Origin of the sequence: Bradyrhizobium liaoningense, from assembly GCF_018130785.1 — a bacterium.
Classification (GTDB): domain Bacteria; phylum Pseudomonadota; class Alphaproteobacteria; order Rhizobiales; family Xanthobacteraceae; genus Bradyrhizobium; species Bradyrhizobium liaoningense_A.
Genome location: NZ_JAFCJT010000012.1, coordinates 20601 through 41859, shown reverse-complemented (window position 1 = coordinate 41859; position 21259 = coordinate 20601). Strand labels below are relative to the sequence as shown.

At 62.7% G+C, this 21259-nt stretch carries 21 protein-coding genes and 1 pseudogene; 3 read left to right on the top strand and 19 right to left on the bottom strand.

Annotated elements, in window-relative coordinates; translation table 11 throughout:
* Positions 1-77: 77 nt before the first annotated feature.
* From JQ627_RS22975 to JQ627_RS22940, 8 genes are all read right to left on the bottom strand, one after another.
* Positions 78-1283, bottom strand: a complete 1206-nt coding sequence (locus JQ627_RS22975) for an MFS transporter (protein WP_212486410.1) — start codon at positions 1281-1283, stop codon at positions 78-80.
* A gap of 134 nt (positions 1284-1417) precedes the next feature.
* A complete protein-coding gene (locus JQ627_RS22970; RefSeq protein WP_212486409.1) occupies positions 1418-2245 on the bottom strand; it encodes a 3-keto-5-aminohexanoate cleavage protein in 828 nt (275 codons plus the stop codon).
* 116 nt (positions 2246-2361) lie between these two features.
* Positions 2362-3759, bottom strand: a complete 1398-nt coding sequence (locus tag JQ627_RS22965) for an MFS transporter (RefSeq protein WP_212486408.1) — start codon at positions 3757-3759, stop codon at positions 2362-2364.
* 351 nt (positions 3760-4110) lie between these two features.
* Positions 4111-4314: a hypothetical protein gene (locus tag JQ627_RS22960; protein WP_143846318.1), complete on the bottom strand. Its 204-nt coding sequence runs from the start codon at positions 4312-4314 to the stop codon at positions 4111-4113.
* Positions 4315-4339: 25 nt separating this feature from the next.
* Positions 4340-5674, bottom strand: a complete 1335-nt coding sequence (locus JQ627_RS22955) for a sorbosone dehydrogenase family protein (RefSeq protein WP_212486407.1) — start codon at positions 5672-5674, stop codon at positions 4340-4342.
* Positions 5671-6123, bottom strand: a complete 453-nt coding sequence (locus tag JQ627_RS22950) for a DUF2231 domain-containing protein (protein ID WP_212486406.1) — start codon at positions 6121-6123, stop codon at positions 5671-5673. The genes JQ627_RS22955 and JQ627_RS22950 overlap by 4 nt, the downstream gene beginning before the upstream one ends.
* A gap of 300 nt (positions 6124-6423) precedes the next feature.
* On the bottom strand, positions 6424-6594 hold the full coding sequence (locus tag JQ627_RS22945; RefSeq protein WP_212486405.1) for a hypothetical protein: 171 nt from the start codon (positions 6592-6594) through the stop codon (positions 6424-6426).
* A gap of 599 nt (positions 6595-7193) precedes the next feature.
* Complete coding sequence (locus JQ627_RS22940) at positions 7194-8129, bottom strand: transcriptional regulator GcvA (protein WP_212486404.1); 936 nt, start codon at positions 8127-8129, stop codon at positions 7194-7196.
* Between the two features lie 128 nt (positions 8130-8257).
* On the opposite strand from JQ627_RS22940, the gene JQ627_RS22935 reads away from it, so the two are divergent.
* Both JQ627_RS22935 and JQ627_RS22930 read left to right on the top strand, forming a co-directional pair.
* Positions 8258-8494 carry a hypothetical protein gene (locus tag JQ627_RS22935; RefSeq protein WP_212486403.1) on the top strand — a complete coding sequence of 79 codons (237 nt, stop codon included), beginning with the start codon at positions 8258-8260 and terminating at the stop codon, positions 8492-8494.
* Between the two features lie 43 nt (positions 8495-8537).
* Positions 8538-9230 (top strand): glutathione S-transferase family protein, encoded by a 693-nt coding sequence (locus JQ627_RS22930; RefSeq protein ID WP_212486402.1) that lies wholly within the window; start codon positions 8538-8540, stop codon positions 9228-9230.
* Between the two features lie 225 nt (positions 9231-9455).
* On the opposite strand, the pseudogene JQ627_RS22925 reads toward JQ627_RS22930, so the two are convergent.
* Positions 9456-9845 (bottom strand): annotated as a pseudogene (locus JQ627_RS22925) (carboxyl transferase domain-containing protein); the annotation flags it as partial.
* Between the two features lie 68 nt (positions 9846-9913).
* Between JQ627_RS22925 and JQ627_RS22920 the strand changes: the two are divergent.
* The gene (locus tag JQ627_RS22920) at positions 9914-10135 is read left to right on the top strand and encodes a hypothetical protein (RefSeq protein ID WP_212486400.1); all 222 of its coding nucleotides are present in this window, start codon (positions 9914-9916) and stop codon (positions 10133-10135) included.
* A 245-nt stretch (positions 10136-10380) separates the two neighbouring features.
* Here the strand turns inward: JQ627_RS22920 and JQ627_RS22915 are convergent, their stop codons facing one another.
* From JQ627_RS22915 to JQ627_RS22870, 10 genes are all read right to left on the bottom strand, one after another.
* The gene (locus JQ627_RS22915; protein ID WP_212486399.1) at positions 10381-11046 is read right to left on the bottom strand and encodes an HAD family phosphatase; all 666 of its coding nucleotides are present in this window, start codon (positions 11044-11046) and stop codon (positions 10381-10383) included.
* A gap of 28 nt (positions 11047-11074) precedes the next feature.
* The gene (locus JQ627_RS22910) at positions 11075-12091 is read right to left on the bottom strand and encodes a zinc-binding dehydrogenase (RefSeq protein WP_212486398.1); all 1017 of its coding nucleotides are present in this window, start codon (positions 12089-12091) and stop codon (positions 11075-11077) included.
* Positions 12092-12148: 57 nt separating this feature from the next.
* Entirely contained in the window at positions 12149-13636 is a 1488-nt protein-coding gene (gene xylB, locus JQ627_RS22905) for a xylulokinase (protein ID WP_212486397.1), read from the bottom strand.
* Positions 13633-14538, bottom strand: coding sequence for a sugar-binding transcriptional regulator (locus tag JQ627_RS22900; protein ID WP_212486546.1), 906 nt, complete (start codon positions 14536-14538; stop codon positions 13633-13635). The genes xylB and JQ627_RS22900 overlap by 4 nt, the downstream gene beginning before the upstream one ends.
* Positions 14539-14576: 38 nt before the next feature.
* Positions 14577-15356 carry an inositol monophosphatase gene (locus tag JQ627_RS22895; RefSeq protein WP_212486396.1) on the bottom strand — a complete coding sequence of 260 codons (780 nt, stop codon included), beginning with the start codon at positions 15354-15356 and terminating at the stop codon, positions 14577-14579.
* A 21-nt stretch (positions 15357-15377) separates the two neighbouring features.
* Positions 15378-16913 carry an alkaline phosphatase gene (locus tag JQ627_RS22890; protein ID WP_212486395.1) on the bottom strand — a complete coding sequence of 512 codons (1536 nt, stop codon included), beginning with the start codon at positions 16911-16913 and terminating at the stop codon, positions 15378-15380.
* Complete coding sequence (locus tag JQ627_RS22885) at positions 16910-17671, bottom strand: glycerophosphodiester phosphodiesterase family protein (protein ID WP_212486394.1); 762 nt, start codon at positions 17669-17671, stop codon at positions 16910-16912. Before JQ627_RS22885 ends, JQ627_RS22890 begins: the two co-directional genes overlap by 4 nt.
* A gap of 9 nt (positions 17672-17680) precedes the next feature.
* The gene (locus JQ627_RS22880) at positions 17681-18601 is read right to left on the bottom strand and encodes an ABC transporter permease subunit (protein ID WP_212455212.1); all 921 of its coding nucleotides are present in this window, start codon (positions 18599-18601) and stop codon (positions 17681-17683) included.
* Between the two features lies 1 nt (position 18602).
* Positions 18603-19571 carry an ABC transporter permease subunit gene (locus tag JQ627_RS22875; RefSeq protein WP_409363813.1) on the bottom strand — a complete coding sequence of 323 codons (969 nt, stop codon included), beginning with the start codon at positions 19569-19571 and terminating at the stop codon, positions 18603-18605.
* 83 nt (positions 19572-19654) lie between these two features.
* Positions 19655-20983, bottom strand: coding sequence for an extracellular solute-binding protein (locus JQ627_RS22870; RefSeq protein ID WP_212486392.1), 1329 nt, complete (start codon positions 20981-20983; stop codon positions 19655-19657).
* Positions 20984-21259 lie beyond the last annotated feature (276 nt).

Sequence of the window (21259 nt, the reverse complement as noted above, 5' to 3'; positions counted from 1 at the left end):
ATACTTCCATCCCCCGCCCCGCAGCGGAGGTAGCCCACGGCGGCGAATTTCCGCGCTGCGAATATTGTCCGGTCGGCTCAGGTTGTGGCTGCCGCAGCAACCTGCGGCCGGCGGCGGCCAAGCAGGACCAGGATCAGCACTGTGGCGCAGGAGAAGACAAAGGTGAGGCCGAGCGCACCACGGCTGCCGAACTGGGTGAGCAGTCCGACAAGGAGCGGCGGCGAGATCGCGGACGCCAGATTGAGCGGCAGCGCGATCATCGACATCGCCTTGGCGAATTCGGCCTGGTCGTAGAACACCAGCGGGATCGTCGCCCGCGCCACCGCCATCGCACCGCTGCCGGCGCCATAGAGCAGGATGAAGACCGCGACCGCCCAGGTCGCGCCTTCGCTCGTCATCAGCAGCAGCATGGCCACCGGCAACGCCGTGCCCGCGACGAGCCCGGTCGTGATCCCGTCCCATCGCCCGCCGCCGAGGAAATCCAGCCCACGGGCGCTGACCTGGATCACGCCCAGCATCGAACCGAACGCGAGCGCCTGCGCGGGCGCCAGCCCCTCCGCCCGCAACAATTCGATCATAATGGCGCCGATACCAAAATTGACGAAGGCATTCATCGTGATCGCGGCGACGACAAGGCCGAAGGTGCTCTTGGGAATCGCTGGCGGCCGCGCAGCCTTGACCGGCTCGCCACCATCATCCCCAGCCGTTTTCGGGCGGGGTGCGAAGAACGCATAGAGCGGAAGATTGATGACTAGCATCATCGCTGCATAGACGAGACACGTCCCGCGCCAGCCGAGCAGACCGCTCAGGAACGACGTGGTCGGCCAAAACAAGCTGCTGGAGAGCCCCGTCACCAGCATGAGGCCGCCGATGGCGTTCTTGGCCCGGCGACCCGCGACCTCGTTCAGCATGATATAGGCGCCAGTGGAGAGCGTGGCGCTGCCGGCCATGCCGAGCACGACCCAGGCGGCGAAATAGAGGATTGGCTCGCGGGCGAAGGACAGCAGAATGTAGCCGGGGATGGCGACCACCGTGCCAGCCATCATCACGTTTCGTGCGCCATGCCGCGCAAAGGATCTTGCCAGCCAGGGAGCGCATAGTCCCATCGAAACGTAGAGCACCGAGGTGCCGGCAAACACCATCGGCAGGCTCATGCCGAGATCGGCCGCAAGATCGCGGCCGACAATCGGCGGAAGACCGATCGTGCCCCATCCAATAAGTTGGGTGATTGCCAGCACCAGCAGGACTCCAAGGAGTCTGCTGTCGGATTTCAGGAATCGCATTCCAAACGTCGCCTGCCCGGCAGGCGCCGATCACGCCTGTAGCACCCGTCTTACCCGGAGACTCAGCGCAACGGAACGCCGGCCGCCGAATGGCAGAAGGTGACCGGGAGCATGTCAGCAGGCGGCAGTAGCTCCTACCCCGCGAGCCCGAGCAAGGATCGCGCCTCGGCCGCGGTCGCGACGCGCCGGCCGTGGCGCGCGACAGCCTCGCCGGCAATGGTCACGAGCTCAGCGTTGCTGGCGGCCAGGCGGGTCTTGTCGATCCTGATATTGTCCTCGAGCCCGGTGCGAACCGCGTCAGCGCCGCGCGCAAGCGCCCAGCCCATGACCTCGGCCTGATGGCGTCCGATCCCGGCCGCCGTCCACGTCGCTTTCGGGATCAGCCGCTTCAGCTCTCCCAGGAGGATGTCGAGGACATGCTCGTCGGCCGGCATCGCGTTCTTGACGCCCATGACGAATTGCACGTGCGGACGCGAGTCCATCAGCCCCGCCTCGATCAGACGCCGCGCACCGTGTAGATGCGACAGATCGAAGATCTCGATTTCCGGGCGGATGCCATTTGTCTTCATGCCGGTCGCGAGAGTCTCGACCAGGGCGGCGCCGTTCTCATAGACGATCGTCGGAAAGTTCACCGACCCTGTCGACAGCGAGGCCATGTCCGGCTTCAGATAAAGCGATGATCCCCGCGCCGAGGGATCGCGGCCCCGCCCGCCGGTCGAGAACTGAACGATCATCCCCGGACAATGCTTTCTGATCCCCTCCTGCACCTGCGCGAAACGCTCAGGGTCGGACGACGGCGTCTCGTCGTCGTTGCGAACATGGATATGGGCGAGCGCCGCGCCGGCCTCGAAGGCCTTCTGCGTGGACTCGATCTGCTCGGCCGGCAGGATCGGCACCGCGGGATTGTCCTTCTTGCGCGGAACGGAGCCGGTGATGGCGACAGCAACAACAACGGGGTTCATCCCTTGACCTCATGATGATCGCGCTCGCGCGCACGGAATTCGCGTAGACAACACGTAGCGCATGGAGCCGTGCCGCTGCAAACATCATCGTTCGCAGCGGCATCGCCTCGTGCCCTTCAGGTCGGAATTGCGGCCGCACCGCTTCCCGCCTCCGCCCGCTGCCGCTCATAGTCGGCGCGCGGCATCGGAACGGCCTTGGGATTACCGAGATCGTCGATGCGGATCCGATAGGTTTCCCGGGCCGTGACGGCCGCCAGCGCCGCGATGACCGTGATGCCGAAAGCGATCGCGCCCACCGTCAAGGGGATGTTGGCCGAGCCGGGAGGCGCCACAGTCGCGAACAGCGCGGGAAGCAATGCAGTGATGGTCGTGCCTATGTTCTGCGAGATCGCCATCGCCGACACCCGGGTGCGGGTCGGAAACAGCTCCGGGTAAAAGCTCGGGAAGATCGCGTTGTAGCCCTGGTAAACGACACCCCACATCAAGAGCGACAGCAGGATCGCGAGCGGCACATTCCTGATGCTGATGGCATAGAGATAGCCAAAGGCGAGCAAGCCGGAGAGCAGCGCGCCCACGATGATCGGAGGCTTGCGGCCGACCTTGTCGGAGAGATTGCCGACGAAGGGAATGACGAACACGGCCAGCATGTTTCCGAGCACAGGGATCCAGAGATAGACGTCCTTGGCGAAACCGATGCCATAGGCCGGTTGGACCGCATAGGCCGCACCGAAGATGGTCGCAACGACCGGGATGACGTTCATCAGAGCCATGCAAATGACCCGGAGCATATCGCGCCAACTCAGCTTGATGGCCTGGACGATGGGCGCCCGCGGCGTTTCTCCCCGCTCGCCCTCGCGGGCAAAGGCAGGGGTTTCGTCAACCTCGCGGCGAATGATGTAGCCCGCAACGATGACGAAGAAGCTGAGCAGGAACGGAATCCGCCAGCCCCAGCTGTTGAAGGCGTCGGTCGGCATATAGGCCGCCAGCGGCAGGAAGACTGCTGCCGCAAGAATTTGTCCGGCCTGCACGCCCTGAAGGGCGAAGCTCGCATAGAAGCCGCGCCGGCCGAACGGCGCGTGCTCCAGGATCATCGAGCTCGCGCCGGAGATTTCACCGGCTACGGCAAATCCCTGCACGAGGCGCAGGATGACGAGCAGGATCGGCGCCAGGATGCCGACCTGCTGATAGGTCGGCAGAAAGCCCACGGCCATGGTCGAGATCCCCATCAGGAACATGCAGACGATGAGGACGGTCTTGCGGCCATGGGTGTCGCCCCAATGGCCGAGGACAAAGGCGCCGATCGGCCGGGCCACGTAGCCGACGCCATAGGTCGCCAGCGATGCGACGATGGCGACGGTGGGATTGTCCGACGGGAAGAAGATTTGCGGGAAGATCAGCGACGCGGCGGTCGCGTAGATGAAGAAGTCATAATATTCGAGAGCCGACCCGATCCAGCCGCTGGCAGCAGCCTTCCTGGACTGACTCATGTGATGGATTGCGCGAGTCGTGGTCATCTCAGAAAATTCCTCCACTGGGTTTGCTGATGTCCCGTTGGCGGGCTTCGCTCAAAATTGGGCAGCACTTTCCAGGCGCTCTGCGGACTTCCGCGAGCGCTTGTCACTGCCGATAGGTGTCTGATTGGTCGCAACAATAGGCTTTCGTCGGGCTAACACAATTACCCAGTTATGCGATAAACCTAACATGATGTTATTTGCGCGGGAGCGCCAATTTCCCGGCGGTGGTCATGCGCGCGGACGGGCTCGAATGCCGTCACGGGAATTCAATCAGGCGCATTGAAGGTACGCGCCGAAATGGCGCGTATCGTCGCTCACCGCGCGCCGCGGGCGGCTGATCGTATGACGAAGCTAGCTTCCCAGTGCGTTCTCGCCCGCTTCGCGGCCGGGCACGCTGACATGGACTTCGTGTCCCTGGCGGAGCGCCAGCGATGCTGCCGCCACCGCCGATTCGAATGCCGATTCCTTGGTGGCATATTTGCCGTTGATGTTGCCGTCGTGCAGCACGCCCCACTCGTCCTGCACCGGCACGATGGCGTATTGAGCAAGGCCCATTGTCCAATTCCTCCCGTTCTCGAGTCTATCGCTGCGTGACCTGCGGGTGTGCGGCGGTCACGCGCCATACCGTGTTGCCGCTGTCGTCGGCGACCAGCAGTGCGCCGCTCTTGTCGATGGCGACGCCGACGGGACGGCCGCGTGCCTGATTGTCGCTGTTGAGGAAGCCGGTGACGACGTCTTGCGCAGGGCCACTCGGCTTGCCGTCCGCGAACGGCACGTACACCACCTTGTAGCCGTTCAGGACCTGCCGGTTCCAGCTGCCGTGCTCGCCGACGAAGGCACCGCCGCGATAGGCGGCCGGCAGGCTCGTGCCGGTGGAGAAAGCCATCCCGAGCGGTGCGACATGCGAGCTCAGCGCGTAGTCGGGTACGAGGGCCTTGGCGACGAGGTCGGGCCGCTGCGGCTTGACGCGGGGATCGACGTGCTGGCCGTAATAGCTGTAGGGCCAACCATAGAAGCCGCCATCCTTCACCGACGTCATGTAGTCGGGGACGAGATCGGGACCGAGCTCGTCACGTTCGTTCACCACGGCCCAGAGCGCTCCGGTCTGCGGCTCGAAGCTCAGGCCGTTCGGATTGCGCAGGCCGCTCGCGAAGATGCGCCAGCGGCCGCTGGCGCGTTCGACTTCGAGGATCGCAGCGCGATTGTGCTCGGCCTCCATGCCGTTCTCGGTGATGTTGCTGTTGGAGCCGACGCCGGCGTAAAGTTTCGAGCCGTCCGGACTTGCGACCAGGCTCTTGGTCCAGTGATGGTCGATCGGCCCGCCCGGCAGTGGCGTCAGCACTGTGCCCGGCGCGGTGATTTTCGTATCGCCCTCCGTGTAAGGATATTTCACGATCGCATCGGTGTTGGCGACGTAGAGGTCGTTGCCGACCAGCGCGACGCCAAACGGCGAGTTGAGATGGTCGAGGAAGACGCTTTGCGTATCTGGCACGCCGTCGCCATTGGTGTCGCGCAACAACGTGATGCGGTTGCTCTCGCCGGTCTCGCCGCCCGAGGTCGCCCAGGATTCGACATAGCCCATCACGATTTCCTTGGGCCGCTTGATCGCGGCGCCCTTCGGCGCCTTGGATTCCACGACCAGAATGTCACCGTTGGGAAGTACGTAGAGGAAGCGCGGGTGCTGCAAGCCCGTCGCAAAGGCCTTGGCCTGCAAGCCCTGCGCGACGGTCGGCGTCTCATCCTTCTTCCAGCCGACGATGCGTGCGATGTGCATCGGCGGCAGCAGATATTGCTGAATGTCGGGCAGCTTTGGATTGGCGCCGATCTGCGCTTTGGGATCACCGCTGCCGTCATCGCAACCGGCAAGGCACAGAAGCGAAGAGCACAGCAATGTACGGACAAACAAGGACGTCATCGCGCAACTCCCACGCCGTGACGGTACACCATCGCCCAGCCGAGCCAGCCGGTGACGGGCAGGATCAGGACGGTGATGACCGAAAGAATGAGCCCGGTCGGCCACACCGAGGTCCAGGCATCACGCGTGTGGATCAGCACATTGACGGTCGCCAGCATCAGCGCCACCGCGTTGCCGATCAGATGGGGCCAGGCCGGCGCCTGCGCCCGCACCAGGCGATTGCCGAGGAAATCAGTCAGGCCCGCGATCGCCGCCAGCACGCCGAAGATGACGCCGACCAGCAGAAGCCAGGCGGAGAAATTCGCCCACATGATCTCGGCGCTGACGACATAGGCGATGTCGGTCAGCATGGCCCCGATGAAGCACGCGATCGGTATCGGCACCAGCATCGGATGAATCGGATGACCCGCGATCTGCGCGGTGGAGCGCACGCGCACGTCTTGTTGCACGGTTGGCCTCGTGTGGCTTTTTGCCCAGCCCGACCGGCCAACTCGTGCTTGCGGTGAAGGTTCCTACTGCGGCGCACACGCCTTTTGCGCTGACCTGATATGCCGGATAGCTATTCGGCGAGATGCGCGCCGTCCTGACCGGTCACGCCGGAGCGGTCCGCTCACTCATTTCATGCACTTGCTCCGCGGCAACTCGACGACGGGCACTGCCCCAAACCCACCGACGCCGCTGCAATCCTCCCTGATATTGATCAGCCGATCGAGCAACAGCATTGGATTCTTCGACGCACCGCATACGGTTCAATTGGGCATGGTCCGGACAGATTTTGCTTCGGGACGCGACGGGTCATTTTCCACCCTGGAGGTGATCGACGCCGCAAGCAACTCTGCGCTGCCTTCGCAGAACTCGAGATGAAGAAACGGATCGATCAACTCAAGCTCCATCAACGTCAATCCGTCCGGCCGCAACATGCCATCGACTCGCGCGTACTGTCGTACCCGCTCCTGCGCGCTGGTTGCGATCTTAAAGATCGATGAACTCAGACCGCGAATAGTTGAAACAGCTCTCACAACATCGGAACAGAAGGCCCCATACTTTTGTTCTAGCGTCGAGGCCCAACAAAGGAGAAGGGCTATGATTACGAACAGACTTATGATCTTGGGAGCGGTGCTCGCCTTGAGCGCCACCTCCGTCTATGCCGGTCCCTGCAACACGGCGAGCCGCGATGCAGGGTCAGGAAGCGTCCCGGGCTATACCGGACAAACCACGGGTTCCACAGCAACTGGTAAGGAGCAGCCTCCGACATCTTCGATGAGCAAGGCCTCTGAGCATACCGCGACGTCGTCGGAAGACGCGCAACGCCAGATGCAGAGCCAGCCTACCGCTGCCGAGCAATCAACGGCGACCAAGCCTGCACCTTCCGCGCAGCAACCGGATAGGACAGCAGGCTCCGTCGAGCAGACCCGTCCCGCGCCTACTGAACAATCAAAGAAGGCAACTGCTGGTGCGGCGGAGCCTGCACCGTCGCAGAGAAAGGCGACTGACTGCTAGAAGCGCTCGGGTTCGACAATTACCGTGGCTTTATCTTCGAGGTCCCGACAAGCGATTTGAGCTGACGCAGATCGTTTGAGGCCTCCGCGAGCAGCCAGTCACGAAAGGTCGCGATCTTTGGCTGCGCTGCGGAGGCCTTCGGACATACGATCCAATAGGTCTTGGAGAGTGGCGTTGACTCCGGAAATGCGAGTACGAGCCGACCGTTGATCAGATCCCATGCTGCCAGTGTCGTGCGAGCAAGGGCGATGCCCTGCCCATTGATCGCGGCATCGATAACCATGCTCGCACGATTGAGCACAGGCCCATGTGCGACATCGGCGTCTTCGATGCCGACACCGCGCAACCAGTTCCCCCAGTCGGATCGGCTGTCGAGATGGATCAAGGGAAATTTGAGGATATCGGCGACGCCACCGTTGCGACGGCGATCCGACAAGAGCTTTGGACTGCATACGGCAAAGAGCCGCTCCGTCGACAGCCTTACTGCATCTAAGCCCGGCCAATTGCCATCGCCGTGACGCACGGCGAGATCGACGTCCTCACGGGCGAAATCGACATGATGCAACGTCGCGGAGACGCGCAGGTCAATGCCGGAATGCGCCTCGGCAAAATGGCCGAGCCGATGCACGAGCCACTTGGCGGCGAAGTCCGGCGAGGTACTGACCGTCAGAACGCCCGCGCTTTGCCGCTGCAACAGTCGCTCCGTTCCAGCGGCAATACGGTCAAGCGCATCGCGGACGACCGCGAGATAGTCCCGCCCCGCTTCGGTGATGATCAGACGCTGACGTTCACGATTGAAAAGCTTGACCGCGAGCTCCGTTTCTAGAGCCTTCACCTGATGGCTGACGGCCCCTTGCGTGACGCAAAGCTCCTCCGCCGCGCGTGTAAAGCTTTCGTGCCGGGCCGCGGCTTCAAAAGCCTTCAAGGCGTTCAGCGGCGGCAATTGTGGGCGCATCGCGGGGCTTTCCGAAAGTTCATGAGAATAATTGGGGCAGGCCCGAGAAACGATGCTTTGCGGACCGTGCCCTACCGGGCTTAAGGAGACCCTCGGCAAGTCGAAATGATCAGATTTGGAGGCCTTCAATGTCAACGGTTTTCGCAGTCAGCGCCTCTTCAACACACGCCCGGCGCCGCGCAGCGGCCATGGATCATCAACAAAATTCATGGCTGACGCTGCTCGACAAATGGCTTGCGCGCAGCGAACGGGCACACCAGCGGGCCGATCTTCGCGCCATCGCCAACGACCCACATCTGCTCGCGGACCTCGGGCTCACCCGGGAGGAGGCTTTGATGCAGGCCGACACGCCGTTTTGGAAGTAACCCTGACCGATCCGACTTCGTGATTGAACCGGAGTACCGCCAGATGTCCGAGACCGTCGTTTACGGCTTTCCGCGCAGCACGTTCGTCAACATCGTTCGGCTCATCCTGACCCACAAGGAGGTGACGTACACCTTCCAGGACCTTGAGCCCGTGATGGGCAAGGCTGAGCATCTCGCGCTACATCCCTTCAACCGCGTCCCGATATTCCGGCACGGCGACTTCATCGTTTACGAAACGAGCGCCATCGTCAGCTACATCGACGAGGCGTTCGAGGGAGCGCGGCTGACGCCGCAAGACCCGCGCGCACGGGCACGCATGGTCCAATGGATCAACGTCGTCAATAACTACGTCTACCCCTATATGATTTACCATGTGACCCACGAACGGCTTGTCTTTCCCGAACTCGGGATTGCGTCCGACGAGAAGGTGGTGGCGCACGCAATGCCGAAGATCGAAAACGCGCTCGCAGTCCTGGAGCGCGAACTTGCCGACGGACGGAACCATCTGCTCGGTCCGGAGCTGACGATCGCGGATTTCTATCTCTTGCCGAGCACGTTTGCATTCAGCCTGACCGACGAAGGCAGGAACATGTATCCGAAGTATCCAGCGTTCTGCCGGTGGCGGGAGCGAATGGAAGGCCTACCCACCACCCAGAAGCTCCGAGCGATCCTACCGCCGCGGGCGCCCATTCCCCACGCCCGCGAATGGGCGAACTCACACCGCCCTAAATATTGACCGCCCATCATTGTGCCGGCTCGGATACTGACCCGGACAGACGTAGCTGCCGCAGATGTCGTAGCAGCAGCCGCTGTTGTAGCTGTTGTTGTAGTAGCCGTAGGCGCCTGCCGCAGCAGCGGCTCTCGGGCACGAATGTCGATCATCGGTGCGCTGCAAAGCGCTGGGAGCCGAATGACGAGGAGAGACCCTCACGGCAATGACCGGTGAGTACCGCCATCGCGCCTACCATCCGTCCACGAAGGGACGCTTCTTGCCGGTTCGCGGCGGGGGCGGCGGCACGGAATTGAGCCCGGCAATTACCCAATTCCTGGTCTCGGCGGGATCGATCACATTATCGAGCTCAAAGAGAGAGGCGGTGTTGAGCGCCTTGCCCCGTTCATACATCTGCGCAACGTACGTCTCGTACGTCCTGAGGCGCTCGTCCGGGTCTTCGATTGCGGCCAGTTCCTTGCGTCGGCCCAGCTTCACCTGCCCTTCGAGACCCATGCCGCCGAATTCACCGGTGGGCCAGGAGATGGCAAAGACCGAGGCATGGAAGCTACCTCCAGCCATGCCGAGCGCACCCAGTCCGTAAGCTTTGCGGATCACCACGGTAAAGGTCGGCACCGACACGCCGCAATTGCGGCAATCCCCTGCTGATCAAAACACTTCGCGACCAAAACCGCGGCTCACTATGGGGATTGATCTGGCGCGAGCATACGCTCGATTTCCTGACCGCAGAACGGCGCCGGGTCGCGGCAGCCGACTGGGCCGCCGCCGCCAAGGCGATCGCCGCAGGCAGCGGAGCGAAAGCCGAGACGATCGTTCGCAAAGCGCTGTTCGAATCGCGTGACAGTGCGATGGCAGCCCTGGGACGCTCACGCGGCGGCGACGTCAACGCTGCGAAATTCGTCAGAGATTGAGGGAAATTTCGCCATGGTGCCTCTGCCGCATTGAGGGCACGAACCTTTTCGAAGCACCAACCACAGATAATTCCTAAATTCGGCATTCTGGAACAACGACGGTGGTCTCGCCGCCATCGACTTGGGCAAAATGCGAAGAACTCAACTTGAACAAGTCCGCTTCACTTCATTGAGCGAACCGCAAGGTACCGTTACCAGCCTCCACGCTGCGTCAGGTAACTGGATGCACAGGCCTTAGCCGCCAGTCAGTCGAGCAACTCACCTGCGATCCGTTCTACTCCGAGATAGTCTAACGCAAGGTAATGAGCTCCGGCTTCCCTGAGACTGATACCGTGGTCTTTAGGAAGATGTCCTGCTGCGAGCAATCCAACGACCGTACATCCCGCCGCTCTTGCGGCTCGAACCCCGCCAGGACTGTCTTCAATGACGATACATTCGCGAGGGGGAACGCCGATGTTGGCTGCCGCGTACAGGAAGATGTCGGGATACGGCTTGCCTCGTTCGACGCTCGAAGCACTGAACACGCGCCCATTGAAGAGGGACGTCATATTCAGAACATCGAGACAGAGGGCCAGCCGATCTGGCGAGGAGGACGACGCGATGCACCGAGGTACGTGATCAACTTTCGCTATGAACTCGCGTACTCCGGCAATTGGCAGGAGCGACTGCCTGAAACGCGCCAATGTTCTGGCCTGATACTGATCCCCGAACGATGTCGGCAGTGTCCTCCCGACGGTTTTCTCGATCTCGGCGATGATCTCGCTGAATCTCTTACCGAGATAGGAGCGATAGGAATCTTCGAGGGTCGTGGGCACGCCAAGTTCAGTCACGACTTCGGCAAGCACGGTGTTGGCCAAGACCTCGCTATCAGCGACGACGCCGTCAAAATCGAAAATGAGCGCTTTAGCCATTCACCAAGCTCGCGAGCCCGCTCGTGATCTACGGATAGATTATCGCTTTGACGATCCCGTCGCGGCGCGCGACCTGCTGTTCGAACGCCGCGGGCGTCTCATCCAGCGAAAATCGGTGCGTTGCCAGCGGCGCGAGCTTGACGCGACCACTCTCTGCCAGAGCGATTGCCCGTGGATAGACCTCCGGCATGCGGCGCGAGAATTTGATCGACAGGCCTTTACGCCGAGACTCCGCGCCGCTCAGCACATATTGGTTGTTCTCCGGGATTCCAACGATGACCAGGCGGCCGCCAATGCGAGCGCACCGCGCGGCATGTTCGAAACCATGCGAAGAATCGGTCGCTTCGATGACGAGGTCGGCCCCGCGGCCGTCAGTGAAACCGGCAGCCTCTTCGTGGCTGCCGCACCCAACATCAGCACCGAGGTCGCAGGCCAATCCTGTCCGCGCTCTGACTGGATCGATTGCGACGATTTTGCTGGCGCCGGCCAGCCGCGCCAACTGAATTAGCAGCAATCCAACCGGACCGCAGCCCAGCACGGCGACAGTTTCAAGCAATCGCGGACGCGCGAGGTCCATGGCATGGATCGCAACGCCGAGTGTTTCCAGGATTGCGGCGCCGGCGGGGTCGATACTGTCGGGCACAATATGCACGGCAGACGTTGGCACACAGATGAACTCGGCCATGGCGCCGTTATTCGGGGCGTAGCCAAGAAACCGGACATGCGGGCACAAATTGGTGTGCCCGCGATGGCACCATTCGCAACGACCGCAGGAAATGGCGGGATCCACCGCCATCAGCGCATCTGCCGGCAATCCAGCCCGCCGTGCGCTCTCGGGGGTCAGCGTGCCGGAAAACTCGTGGCCGAGCACGAACGGATTGATCCGAGTCGGACCAGTCGTGCCGCCTTCCAGATACGAATGCAGATCGCTGCCGCACACGCCCACGGCCCGGACCCGCACGATGACTTCATCCGCGGCCGGCGTTGGCGTTGGAATTTCAGTGACGCGAATATCGCGAACATCGTGGAGAACCGCTGCGCGCATGTTCAAAGCCCTGGTTCCTGCATGTTTCCGGCGTCGCCGCCCTCGGCGATTCCAGCACTATACATATGTACTTTGCGATTTACAAATGTTCTTACCAGGTGATCTTGCGTAGTGTTGCCGATAGATGGCGCGTCGTTCCTCCAAACCCGAGCGCCAGCCGACGTTTGGCTCGAGCATGGTCATTCCACGGCGGTCGCCCTCAGCGCTCAAACCACCGCCGCTTGCCTGGCGTGCCAGCCGCGCGGCACCGAGCGCCGGCCCCAACAGGGCCAATGGCGGCAGCAGCAGGGGGCGGTCAATCGCCGTCGCGATGAGTCGCCCCCAGAACCGGCTCCGCGCGCCGCCGCCGACAAGCGCGATCGTTCCGATCGATGCGCCGGCCGCGGTGAGCGCATCGTGGCAGTCGGCTATCGCGAAAGCGACGCCCTCGAGGACGGCGCGGCCGATGTGAAGTGCCCCCGCCGAACCGCGCAGATTCGACAGCGTTGCGGTGGCAAGTGGATCGTCGTGCGGCGTCCGCTCGCCGCCGAGATAGGGCGAAAACACCGGAATATCGGCCGGCGACAGATCCGCCGCTTCGATCTCGGCAAGAAAGCGCTCGATCGAGGCGATGCCCAGGACGCCAGCAACCCAGTTCAGCGCGCTCGCTGCACTCAGGACGCAGCCGTGCTGGCCGAACAGGCCAGGCACCGCATGTCTGTGGGTGTGCATTCCTTGATCGCGCGCCGGCACGAAGCGGTCGTTCGCGACAAAGTAGACGCCTGACGTCCCGAGGCTGATGTATGCATCGCCGGCGCGAACAACGCCGGCACCGATCGCGCCGGCCATGTTGTCACCTGCACCGCCCGCGATGGGAAGATTGGCGCGCAGGCCAAAGCGCCGTGCCAATTCGGACCGCAGCATACCACCAGACGCTCCGCTCTCGACGAGTTCCGGCAGCAAATCGGTGCTGATGCCACACGCTCCCGCAAGCTGCGACGACCATGCCCCGGCCTGCGTATCCATCAACAGCGTCGCCGATGAGTCGGCGCGATCGGAGATGGCTTCGCCCGTCAGGCACAGGCGCACGTAGTCTTTGGTGAGCAGAATGTTTCGAGCGCGCTTCAAGGCGTCCGGTTCGTGACGCGACAGCCAGAGGATTTTTGGGGCGGAAAAGCCGGGCATCGGCCGCGCGCCAGCAAGACCTGCGAAATCCGTCACGTTTGCGTCGAGCTCTGCGCATTCGGCGGCCGCTCGCCCGTCGTTCCAGAGGGGAGCCGGCCGAATGGGTCGACCGGCGGCATCGATCAGGGCAACACCGAGCATCTGGCCGGAAAGACCGAGCGCCGCCACACCAGACATCAGTTTCGGATGCTCGGCGGCGAGCCGATCGAGCACGGCGACTGACGCCGTCCACCAGGCATCCGGATGCTGCTCGGACCACAGCGGCCGCGGATGATCGATCGATAGCGGCGCCACCGCGCTCGCCTGCTCACGATCCTCGGCATCGACGATGATCGCCTTGACGGCTGATGTCCCGATGTCGAGTCCCAGAAACAGGCTCATTGCTGCTTGCCGATCAGCCTGAGCGCGCCGGCCGCAGCTTTCTCGTCCGTGATCAGCACCTTGCCGATCCGACCCTGCAGCGCGGCCGCAATCACCGGCGCCTTGTTGGTTCCACCTGCTATCAGCATCACCGTTGGCGTCTTGGCGAGCTTTTCGATCGGCAGCGCAATGGCGCGCGAATTGATGCCGTGGTTGATCTGCCGGCCGGATTGATCGAGATACTGCCCCAGTACGTCGCCCACCGCCCCGGCCGCGCGCAAATCCTCGATGCCGACGTCGGGCGGCAGGCCGTGCCGCACCAAGAGAGAACGCGGCGAGAGATCGCCCAGGCTGAGCAACGCAAGGTCGAGCCGGCCGACGCGTTCCAGAACCTCCGCATAGACTTCCTGGGCCATGAACGTGTCGCGCGAGCGCTTGCTACTTGCGTAGATCGGAGCGGCCAAATAGCTGCATTTGGCGTGCAGCCGCCGCGCCAACTCGCCCGCGATCTCGAACGTGTTGAGCTCGAGCCCGCGCGAGAGACCCCCCATCATCGAAACAACCCAGAGGTCCTGGTACTCCGCAGGTGTCACGTGACGAATCGTTTCACGCAGGGTCGCACCCCAACCGATCCCGATCGTGCGCGGGCGCTTCTCTTCCAGAAACTTCGACAGATAGGCCCCGGCCGCCATGCCGATCAGGCTTGCGATCTGTTCAGGATTCTCGGGACTCGGGACGACCACCGCGTCATCCAGCCCGCAGCGCTCGCGAAGCTGATGCTCCAGCTCGGTGCAGCTCGCGAACTCCGAATTCAGCCGAATGCTGACGATACCACTGTGCCTGGCCTCCGACAGCATGCGATTGACGCGCGCACGCGTCAGCCCGAGCCGCTCGCCGATTTCGGCCTGGGTCAGATTCTCCATATAGTAGAGCCAAGCAATCCGCAAAATGGTCTGGTCACTCAAAGGGCAATCTCCTGGAGCAAGGTCAGAAGCTCGTCATGGACGTGACCATTTGTGGCAATCTTCTGCAAATCGTCAAACTGCGAGTCGGCACCCGCGATTGTCGTTACGCGCCCGTTTGCCGCGCGTAACAGTGGCATGGCGGCCGCATGCGAGACGAGGTCGGACTTGACCGAGACGAAGGCGTCGAGCTGACCAGCCGCAATCCATGCCATTTCAAGTGCACCGGAAACGACAATGCGGACGCCTCGAACTACCGAGCCGAGTCGGTCGATGATGGCGGCGGCCCTCCGCACCTCGTCGGGTTGAAAGTGCGAGGTCAGGATGACCGATACGACCGCATCGGAGAGCGACCGCGTGTCGGATACCCTTGCCGGTTCGCCATTGATGGTCGCAAGCGCGCCGCGCACGTAACGACCGCTGATACCAGACAGCGGAGATTCGACCAGCCCGATCAGCGCCTCGCCGCCGTCATGATAGGCCGCACTGACCGAAAACCACGGGAGGCCGGCAGCGTAGTTCACGGTACCGTCGAGCGGATCGATGATCCAGCGCGAAGCTGTCGAGGCGCCGCTAAAGCCTGCCTCCTCCGACAGGATTGCGGCGCCTGGGGTCAACAGCCTGAGCCCGTCGATCACGATCTTTTCCGCCGCGAGATCGGCGTCGGTGACGATGTCGCGCAGCTCCTTGCGCGTCGTCGCGCGTGGGCCACGCTGCATCTCGACCAGCGTGGTAGCTGCCCGGGTCACAATCGGCTCGGCACTGCGCATCAGCGCCATCAATTCGGTATCGACTGGCATTCAGGTCGCCCTTGGTCCTCGCGTCCCGTCCTCGACCACGAAGGTTGCAAGCCGTCGCACGCCGCTCCTGATGTCCTTGACGTCTTCGACAGCTTCGAAGCCGACCGTGCAGGCCTTCTCGTCGAGCTCTACAGTGGCATAGCCGCGCTTGTCGCCGCGCGCAAAGGCAAGATGCGGATTATCCGCGAGCGCCTTGCGCGTCGAGGCTTCGCCCGGACCATCAGATGTGATCGAGGTGCCGACGAATTCAGTTGCGATGGTCGGCTCGTCGGAGCGCGCAAAATCTCGTTTCAGGCTGGAGGCAAAGAAGGCGTGGCGGTCGCCGCCGATCACGATCGGGTTGCGCGTCCGGTGCGTGGCCAGCGCATCGAGCAAGCGGCGGCGTGCGGTGGGATAGCCGTCCCAGCCGTCCATCCAGTAGCGGTCACCGTCATCGGCCTCGCGCCGGTCCTGCGCCATCAGCGTCTGCTGCGCGACGATGGTCCATCGCGCACGACAATCGCCAAGGCGCTCGTTGAACCATTTTTCCTGCGCCTGCCCCAGCATGGTGCGCGCTTCCGCGATACGTTCGGCACAGGGAACGATCCACGTTGGCCGCCCGCCGTCCACGCAGGCCGACGCCGAACGATATTGTCGGTCGTCGAGCAGCAATACATCCATGACATCGCCGAACCGATAATGCTCATAGATCGTCGCATCCGGCCCGCGTGGCCTCGCCGAGGCCGGAAGCGGCATGTGCTCGTAGTAAGCTTGGTAGGCAGCGGCTCGGATCTTCAGGAACTGCAGGGACTCGCGAACCGTGTAGGAAGTGTCATTGGCGTAATCGTCGGTGACCTCGTGGTCGTCCCAGATCGACAGAAACGGTAAGGCCGCGTGGGCCGCCTGCAGATCGGTATCACTTTTGTAGAGCGCATAGCGGTTGCGATATTCGGCCAGCGTCGTCGGAATTCCGACGCCGTGCTCGCGCACGTGCCGCGATCCCCAGGACCGCTCGTAGATGTAGTCGCCGAGGTGCACGACAAGATCGAGGTCGCGCGTGGCCATGTCGCGATAGGCGCTGAAATAGCCCTGCTCATATTGCTGGCAGGAGGCGAAGGCGAAACGGACGCGCGCCTTGCGCCCGGCTGGCGCGGTGCGCGTGCGCCCGACCGGGCTCACCGCCTTGCCAGCGCGGAAGCGATACCAATAGACGCGATCGGGCTGCAGTCCCCTCACCTCGGCGTGCACGGAATGCGCAAGCTCGGAGATCGCGCGCTCGGCGCCGCGTGCAACGACGCGCGCAAACTTCTCGTCCTCCGCGACCTGCCATTCGACCTCGACCGGAGTATCAGGCATGCCGCCGTCTTCGAGCGGCTGTGGCGCGAGCCGCGTCCACAGGATAACGCTGTCCGCGCGCGGGCAGCCGGATGCGATCCCGAGCGCATAGGGGTCGGCGCTGAAGGTGACGGGAGCGCCGCGCACGATGCCGAAGGGCGCGGCGAGCGTGGCGCTCGCCAGCGATCCCATCACAAAATGCCGCCGCGGAATGCCGCTCATGACGCGGCCGGCGACACCACATGCCTGCGCCGGATGTCGACTGCGAGATCCGGCCGGTCGGTCGTGATCTGCCGTACCGGCTGGGCCAGCCAATAGCCGATGTCCTCCGGAGTGTTGGTGACCCAGGCACCAAGGCGCGCGGTGCCGAGGATGCCGAGCGCCAGCGGTAGCGCTGGCGTCAGTAGCGCCTTCTCGATCGCGACGATGCAGTCGCGGACCTTGGCGAGCCGCTCCAGCGCCGGTCTGATGCCGCCCATCATTTCCGCCGAACGGCGATCAAGCGAGATCAGCACCCGTGCGTCCGGCGACAGCCGTCGCACCGTCTCGACCACTTCGGGGACGAAACAGGTGATGACGGTCCGCCGCTCCAACCCGCGCCGCTGGGTCTCCTCGATGATCTTTGCCTCAAGTCCCTGATAGGCGTTGCCCAGCGCGTCGGTCTTGATCTCGACATGCAGTTCGAGCGAGGTCGCAGCAAACACGTCGAGAACCGACGACAGCGTCGGAATACATTCGTCGCCGGCATCGCGCAGCCGCGTCGACGTCAGGCGTTTCAGGCTTCGATCACCGACCGGACCGGTATCGTGCGCGGTGCGGTCGAGCAAGGGATCGTGGATCACGACGACCCCGCCGTCCGAGCTCTGGTGCACGTCGAACTCGACCGCGTCGACGCCGAGGCCGCACAGATTGCGGAAGCCCATGAGGCTATTTTCAGGCCAAAGGTCGCGTCCGCCTCGATGTCCGGCGATGAAGACCATTTTATCTCCTTACTTGCTGCTGTCGACGAGCCCCTTCAGGAACCAGCGCTGCAATAGCAGGATCACCAACGTCGGCGGCAGCATGGTCAGGAGCGCGCCGCTCATGGCGACGTTCCAGGCCGGCTCACTATCGGAGCGTGGGATCAGGTTCTTCAGGGCAATTACGGCCGTTGCCATGTCCTTGTCAGTCGTGAACAGCAACGGCCAAAGATATTGATTCCAGCCGAATAGAAACAGGATGATCGCGAGCGCCACCATGTTCGGCACCGACAGCGGCAACAGGATGCTCCAGAAGAAGCGCAGGGGCGAGGCACCATCAAGCCGTGCGGCCTCGCAAAGCTCGTCGGGCACGGTCAGGAAGAACTGGCGAAACAGGAATGTCGCGGTGGCCGAGGCCATCAGCGGCAAGATCAGCCCGGGATAGGTGTTGACCATGTTCCATTCAAACGCGATCGTGACCTCGTGACCGCTGATCCAGCGCCAGAGATCAGCGAGACGCAACGTATCGGCGAGCCTTTGCAGCGGCAACGCGGCATTCGCCACCGCCTCGAACGTAGGCACGATGCGCACCTCGATCGGCAGCATCAGCGAGACGAAGATCAGCCAGAACGCGAGCATCCGATAGCGAAAACGAAAATAGGTGATGGCGAAGGCCGAAAGCAGGGACACCGCGATCTTGCCGGCGGTGATACCCAGCGCCACCACCACCGAATTGACGAAGGTCCGGCTGAAATTCGCCTTCACCCAGGCCGTCTGCAAATTGGCAAAGAACTGGTCGCCCGGCAGCCAGGGCAGCGGCACCTTCTGTACCTCGCCGATGGTCAGCGAGCCCGCGACGAATGCGAAGTAGAGCGGCACGCACACGGTCAGGGCCCCCGCGATCAAGATCGCGTGGCAGACGAAGTTGAGGACGGGTGCTCGCTCGACCATCTCAGACCCCGTAATTGACCTTGCGGTCGAAATAGCGGAATTGCAGTAATGTGCAGATCAGCGCAAAGCTCATCAACATCACCGACTGCGCCGCGGAAGAGCCGAGGTCGAGATTGACGAAGCCGTCGACAAAGACCTTGTAGACGAGAATGTTGGTGGCACCCGCCGGCCCGCCCTTAGTGACGGCGTCGATAATCGCAAAGGTCTCGAAGAAACCGTAGATGAAGTTCATCACGGTGAGAAAGAACACAGTTGGTCCCAACATCGGCAGGCCGATCGAAACGAAGCGCCGGATCGGCCCAGCGCCGTCGACCGCCGCCGCCTCCATCAGCGACACCGGCACCGCAAGCAATCCCACCACCAGGAAGATGTAATCGTAGCAGATGTGCTTCCAGGAGGCGGCCAGCGTTACCAAGATCAGAGCATGGTTCGGATTAAGGTTCGGATCCCAGGCGACCCCGAGCGAATGCAGCATTTGGGCGAGCGGCCCAACCGCCGGATTGAACAGGAATGCCCAAAGGATGCCCGCGACCGCAGGCGCGATTGCATATGGCAAGAGAATGATTGTGCGGTAGACGGAGCGGCCGCGCACTATGCGGTCGGTGGCAAAGGCAAGCACCAGCGCAACTAGCAGCGTCAGCACGTTCTGCCCAACCGTGAACTGCAACGTCACCCACACCGATTGGCGGTACTCGACACTGGCAAACAACGCCTTGAAATTGTCGAACCAGACGAACTGGACCGTCGTGCCGAACGGATCGGCGAGCAGAACCGACTGCGTCAGCGCCCGCAGCGATGGAATGAAGAAGAAGAACAGCAAGATCAAGAATTGCGGCAGCAGCAGCAGGGTCGGAAGGCCCGGGCCTTCTCCGAAATTCGCCCGTTTCAGCCCCGGCTCTTGGACCGGCCGAGCCCTCTTCCGCGGTACGGCTGCCCGGTCCGAAGCGGCAGCGGCGTCGCGCGAGCCCAGCTCGGCAGATGCCGCGGCGGTACGCGGTTGTCCGGGCACAGCCACATCACGCCAGGTCACAGACGAACGCACGGTCATGGCCGTCAGCGGTCACCGCCGAGGTCTTTCCCGGCATTGAGCTTCTCGAATTGGCGGAGAATCTCGTTGCCGCGCTTGACCGCGTCATCCATCGCCTGCTGCGGCTGCTTCTGGCCTGCAAAGACCGCCTCCACCTCCTGGCGCTGGGCCAGCATGGTCTGCACGAAATTGCCGAAGCGGAAGCCTCGCGAATTCTCGTTCGGCGTGCCGCGCGACAACTGTAGCACCGCGATCTCCCGAGTCGGATGATCCTTGTAGTAGCCGCGCTCGCGCGCCAGCTCGTAGGCGCGCTTGGTCGCGGGAACGTAGCCGGTTGCTCCGTGCCACCACACCTGAGTTTCCGGCTGAGCGACGAAATTGAGGAACGCGGCCACCGCCTCGTAACGCTCCGGCGTGTGCCCTTTCATCACCCAGATCGCACCACCACCGATCGTGCTGTTGAGGGGCGGATCGATGTCGCTCTCATGCGGCAGGAACGTGGCGCTCCAGTTGATGGTCGCATTGCGCTCGATATTGCCGTGCGAGGCGGTCGAATTAACGAAGGTCGAGCAGCGGCCGGAGGTGAACAACTGCTCCGGGCTGAACCCCTGCCCCGCGATTTGCATAATACCGTCGTCGAGCCACTTCTTCAGCCGCGCGACCTGCGAGACCACCTTGGTCTTGTTATAGACAAATTCGGTACCAAGCCCGCCAAAGCCGTTGGCAAGCGTGCCATAGGGCTGGTTGTTGATGGCGCTGTAATTCTCCAAAAGACTCCAATAGAAATCGCCGGGCAGCACGGTTCCGCACTCGCTGATTCCCTTGGCCTTGATGGCGTAGAGCTGCTTTTCCAGCTCTTGCCAAGTGTCGGCCGGCTTGTCGAATCCTGCTTTCTGGAAGTGGTCCTTGTTGTACCAGAAGATCGGCGTCGAGGAATTGAACGGCAGCGCCGACATACGCCCCTTGTAGCTCCAGAAGCTCGCCACCGGCTTGATGAAGTCGGCAAAGTCGACCTTGTAGCCCTTCTGCTCCAGCAGATCCTGCACTGGCACGACCGCTTCCGACAGCAGCATGGTCAAGTAACCGCGCTCGGCGATCTGCACCATTTCCGGCGGCCGTTTGGCGCGATAGGCGGCGATTACGCCGTTGGTCACCTCGTCATAATTGCCCTTGGCCACCGCCACGACGGTGTATTTGTCCTGCGACTGGTTGAACTTCTCGACGACCTCGTTCAGTCGGTCGCCCAGCACGCCACTCATCGCGTGCCACCACTGCACCTCGATTCGCGCAGCACTCGCCGGGGGCGCCAACGCCAAAATCGTGAACAAAACCGCCATGAATGTTGCTCGCTTCATGGGTGGCCCTCCCTGTCAAAGTCCAGTCGGCTTGCTGCCCGAGGCAGTGATCATTTGTATTCTCACTATGACATATGTGTCCAGGCGACGAAAGGGGCAGATTTGTTCCAGTGCGAGGCTCGCAACATCGCGACGCCAGGCGTGCGCCCTCAACCGCCCGCGAGGTTCGCTTCGGCCCAGGTCAGGTCGTCGTTGGCAGGGGATCAGTCGACGGACGGGTGGCTCCGTCGGCGATTACATAGATCAGCGCCAGCCTGTGTTCGGGCGCTTCCGTCG

What these genes read in the sequence shown, in the direction of transcription:
- JQ627_RS22940 (WP_212486404.1), bottom strand. Translation starts at nt 8,129, where the DNA reads ATGCGCCCACAATTGCCGCCGCTGAACGCCTTGAAGGCTTTTGAAGCC.
- JQ627_RS22975 (WP_212486410.1), bottom strand. Translation starts at nt 1,283, where the DNA reads ATGCGATTCCTGAAATCCGACAGCAGACTCCTTGGAGTCCTGCTGGTG.
- JQ627_RS22910 (WP_212486398.1), bottom strand. Translation starts at nt 12,091, where the DNA reads ATGCGCGCAGCGGTTCTCCACGATGTTCGCGATATTCGCGTCACTGAA.
- JQ627_RS22935 (WP_212486403.1), top strand. Translation starts at nt 8,258, where the DNA reads ATGTCAACGGTTTTCGCAGTCAGCGCCTCTTCAACACACGCCCGGCGC.
- JQ627_RS22890 (WP_212486395.1), bottom strand. Translation starts at nt 16,913, where the DNA reads ATGAGCGGCATTCCGCGGCGGCATTTTGTGATGGGATCGCTGGCGAGC.
- JQ627_RS22970 (WP_212486409.1), bottom strand. Translation starts at nt 2,245, where the DNA reads ATGAACCCCGTTGTTGTTGCTGTCGCCATCACCGGCTCCGTTCCGCGC.
- JQ627_RS22965 (WP_212486408.1), bottom strand. Translation starts at nt 3,759, where the DNA reads ATGACCACGACTCGCGCAATCCATCACATGAGTCAGTCCAGGAAGGCT.
- JQ627_RS22895 (WP_212486396.1), bottom strand. Translation starts at nt 15,356, where the DNA reads ATGGCGCTGATGCGCAGTGCCGAGCCGATTGTGACCCGGGCAGCTACC.
- xylB (WP_212486397.1), bottom strand. Translation starts at nt 13,636, where the DNA reads ATGAGCCTGTTTCTGGGACTCGACATCGGGACATCAGCCGTCAAGGCG.
- JQ627_RS22945 (WP_212486405.1), bottom strand. Translation starts at nt 6,594, where the DNA reads ATGTTGCGGCCGGACGGATTGACGTTGATGGAGCTTGAGTTGATCGAT.
- JQ627_RS22885 (WP_212486394.1), bottom strand. Translation starts at nt 17,671, where the DNA reads ATGGTCTTCATCGCCGGACATCGAGGCGGACGCGACCTTTGGCCTGAA.
- JQ627_RS22955 (WP_212486407.1), bottom strand. Translation starts at nt 5,674, where the DNA reads ATGACGTCCTTGTTTGTCCGTACATTGCTGTGCTCTTCGCTTCTGTGC.
- JQ627_RS22930 (WP_212486402.1), top strand. Translation starts at nt 8,538, where the DNA reads ATGTCCGAGACCGTCGTTTACGGCTTTCCGCGCAGCACGTTCGTCAAC.
- JQ627_RS22880 (WP_212455212.1), bottom strand. Translation starts at nt 18,601, where the DNA reads ATGGTCGAGCGAGCACCCGTCCTCAACTTCGTCTGCCACGCGATCTTG.
- JQ627_RS22915 (WP_212486399.1), bottom strand. Translation starts at nt 11,046, where the DNA reads ATGGCTAAAGCGCTCATTTTCGATTTTGACGGCGTCGTCGCTGATAGC.
- JQ627_RS22870 (WP_212486392.1), bottom strand. Translation starts at nt 20,983, where the DNA reads ATGAAGCGAGCAACATTCATGGCGGTTTTGTTCACGATTTTGGCGTTG.
- JQ627_RS22900 (WP_212486546.1), bottom strand. Translation starts at nt 14,538, where the DNA reads ATGGAGAATCTGACCCAGGCCGAAATCGGCGAGCGGCTCGGGCTGACG.
- JQ627_RS22960 (WP_143846318.1), bottom strand. Translation starts at nt 4,314, where the DNA reads ATGGGCCTTGCTCAATACGCCATCGTGCCGGTGCAGGACGAGTGGGGC.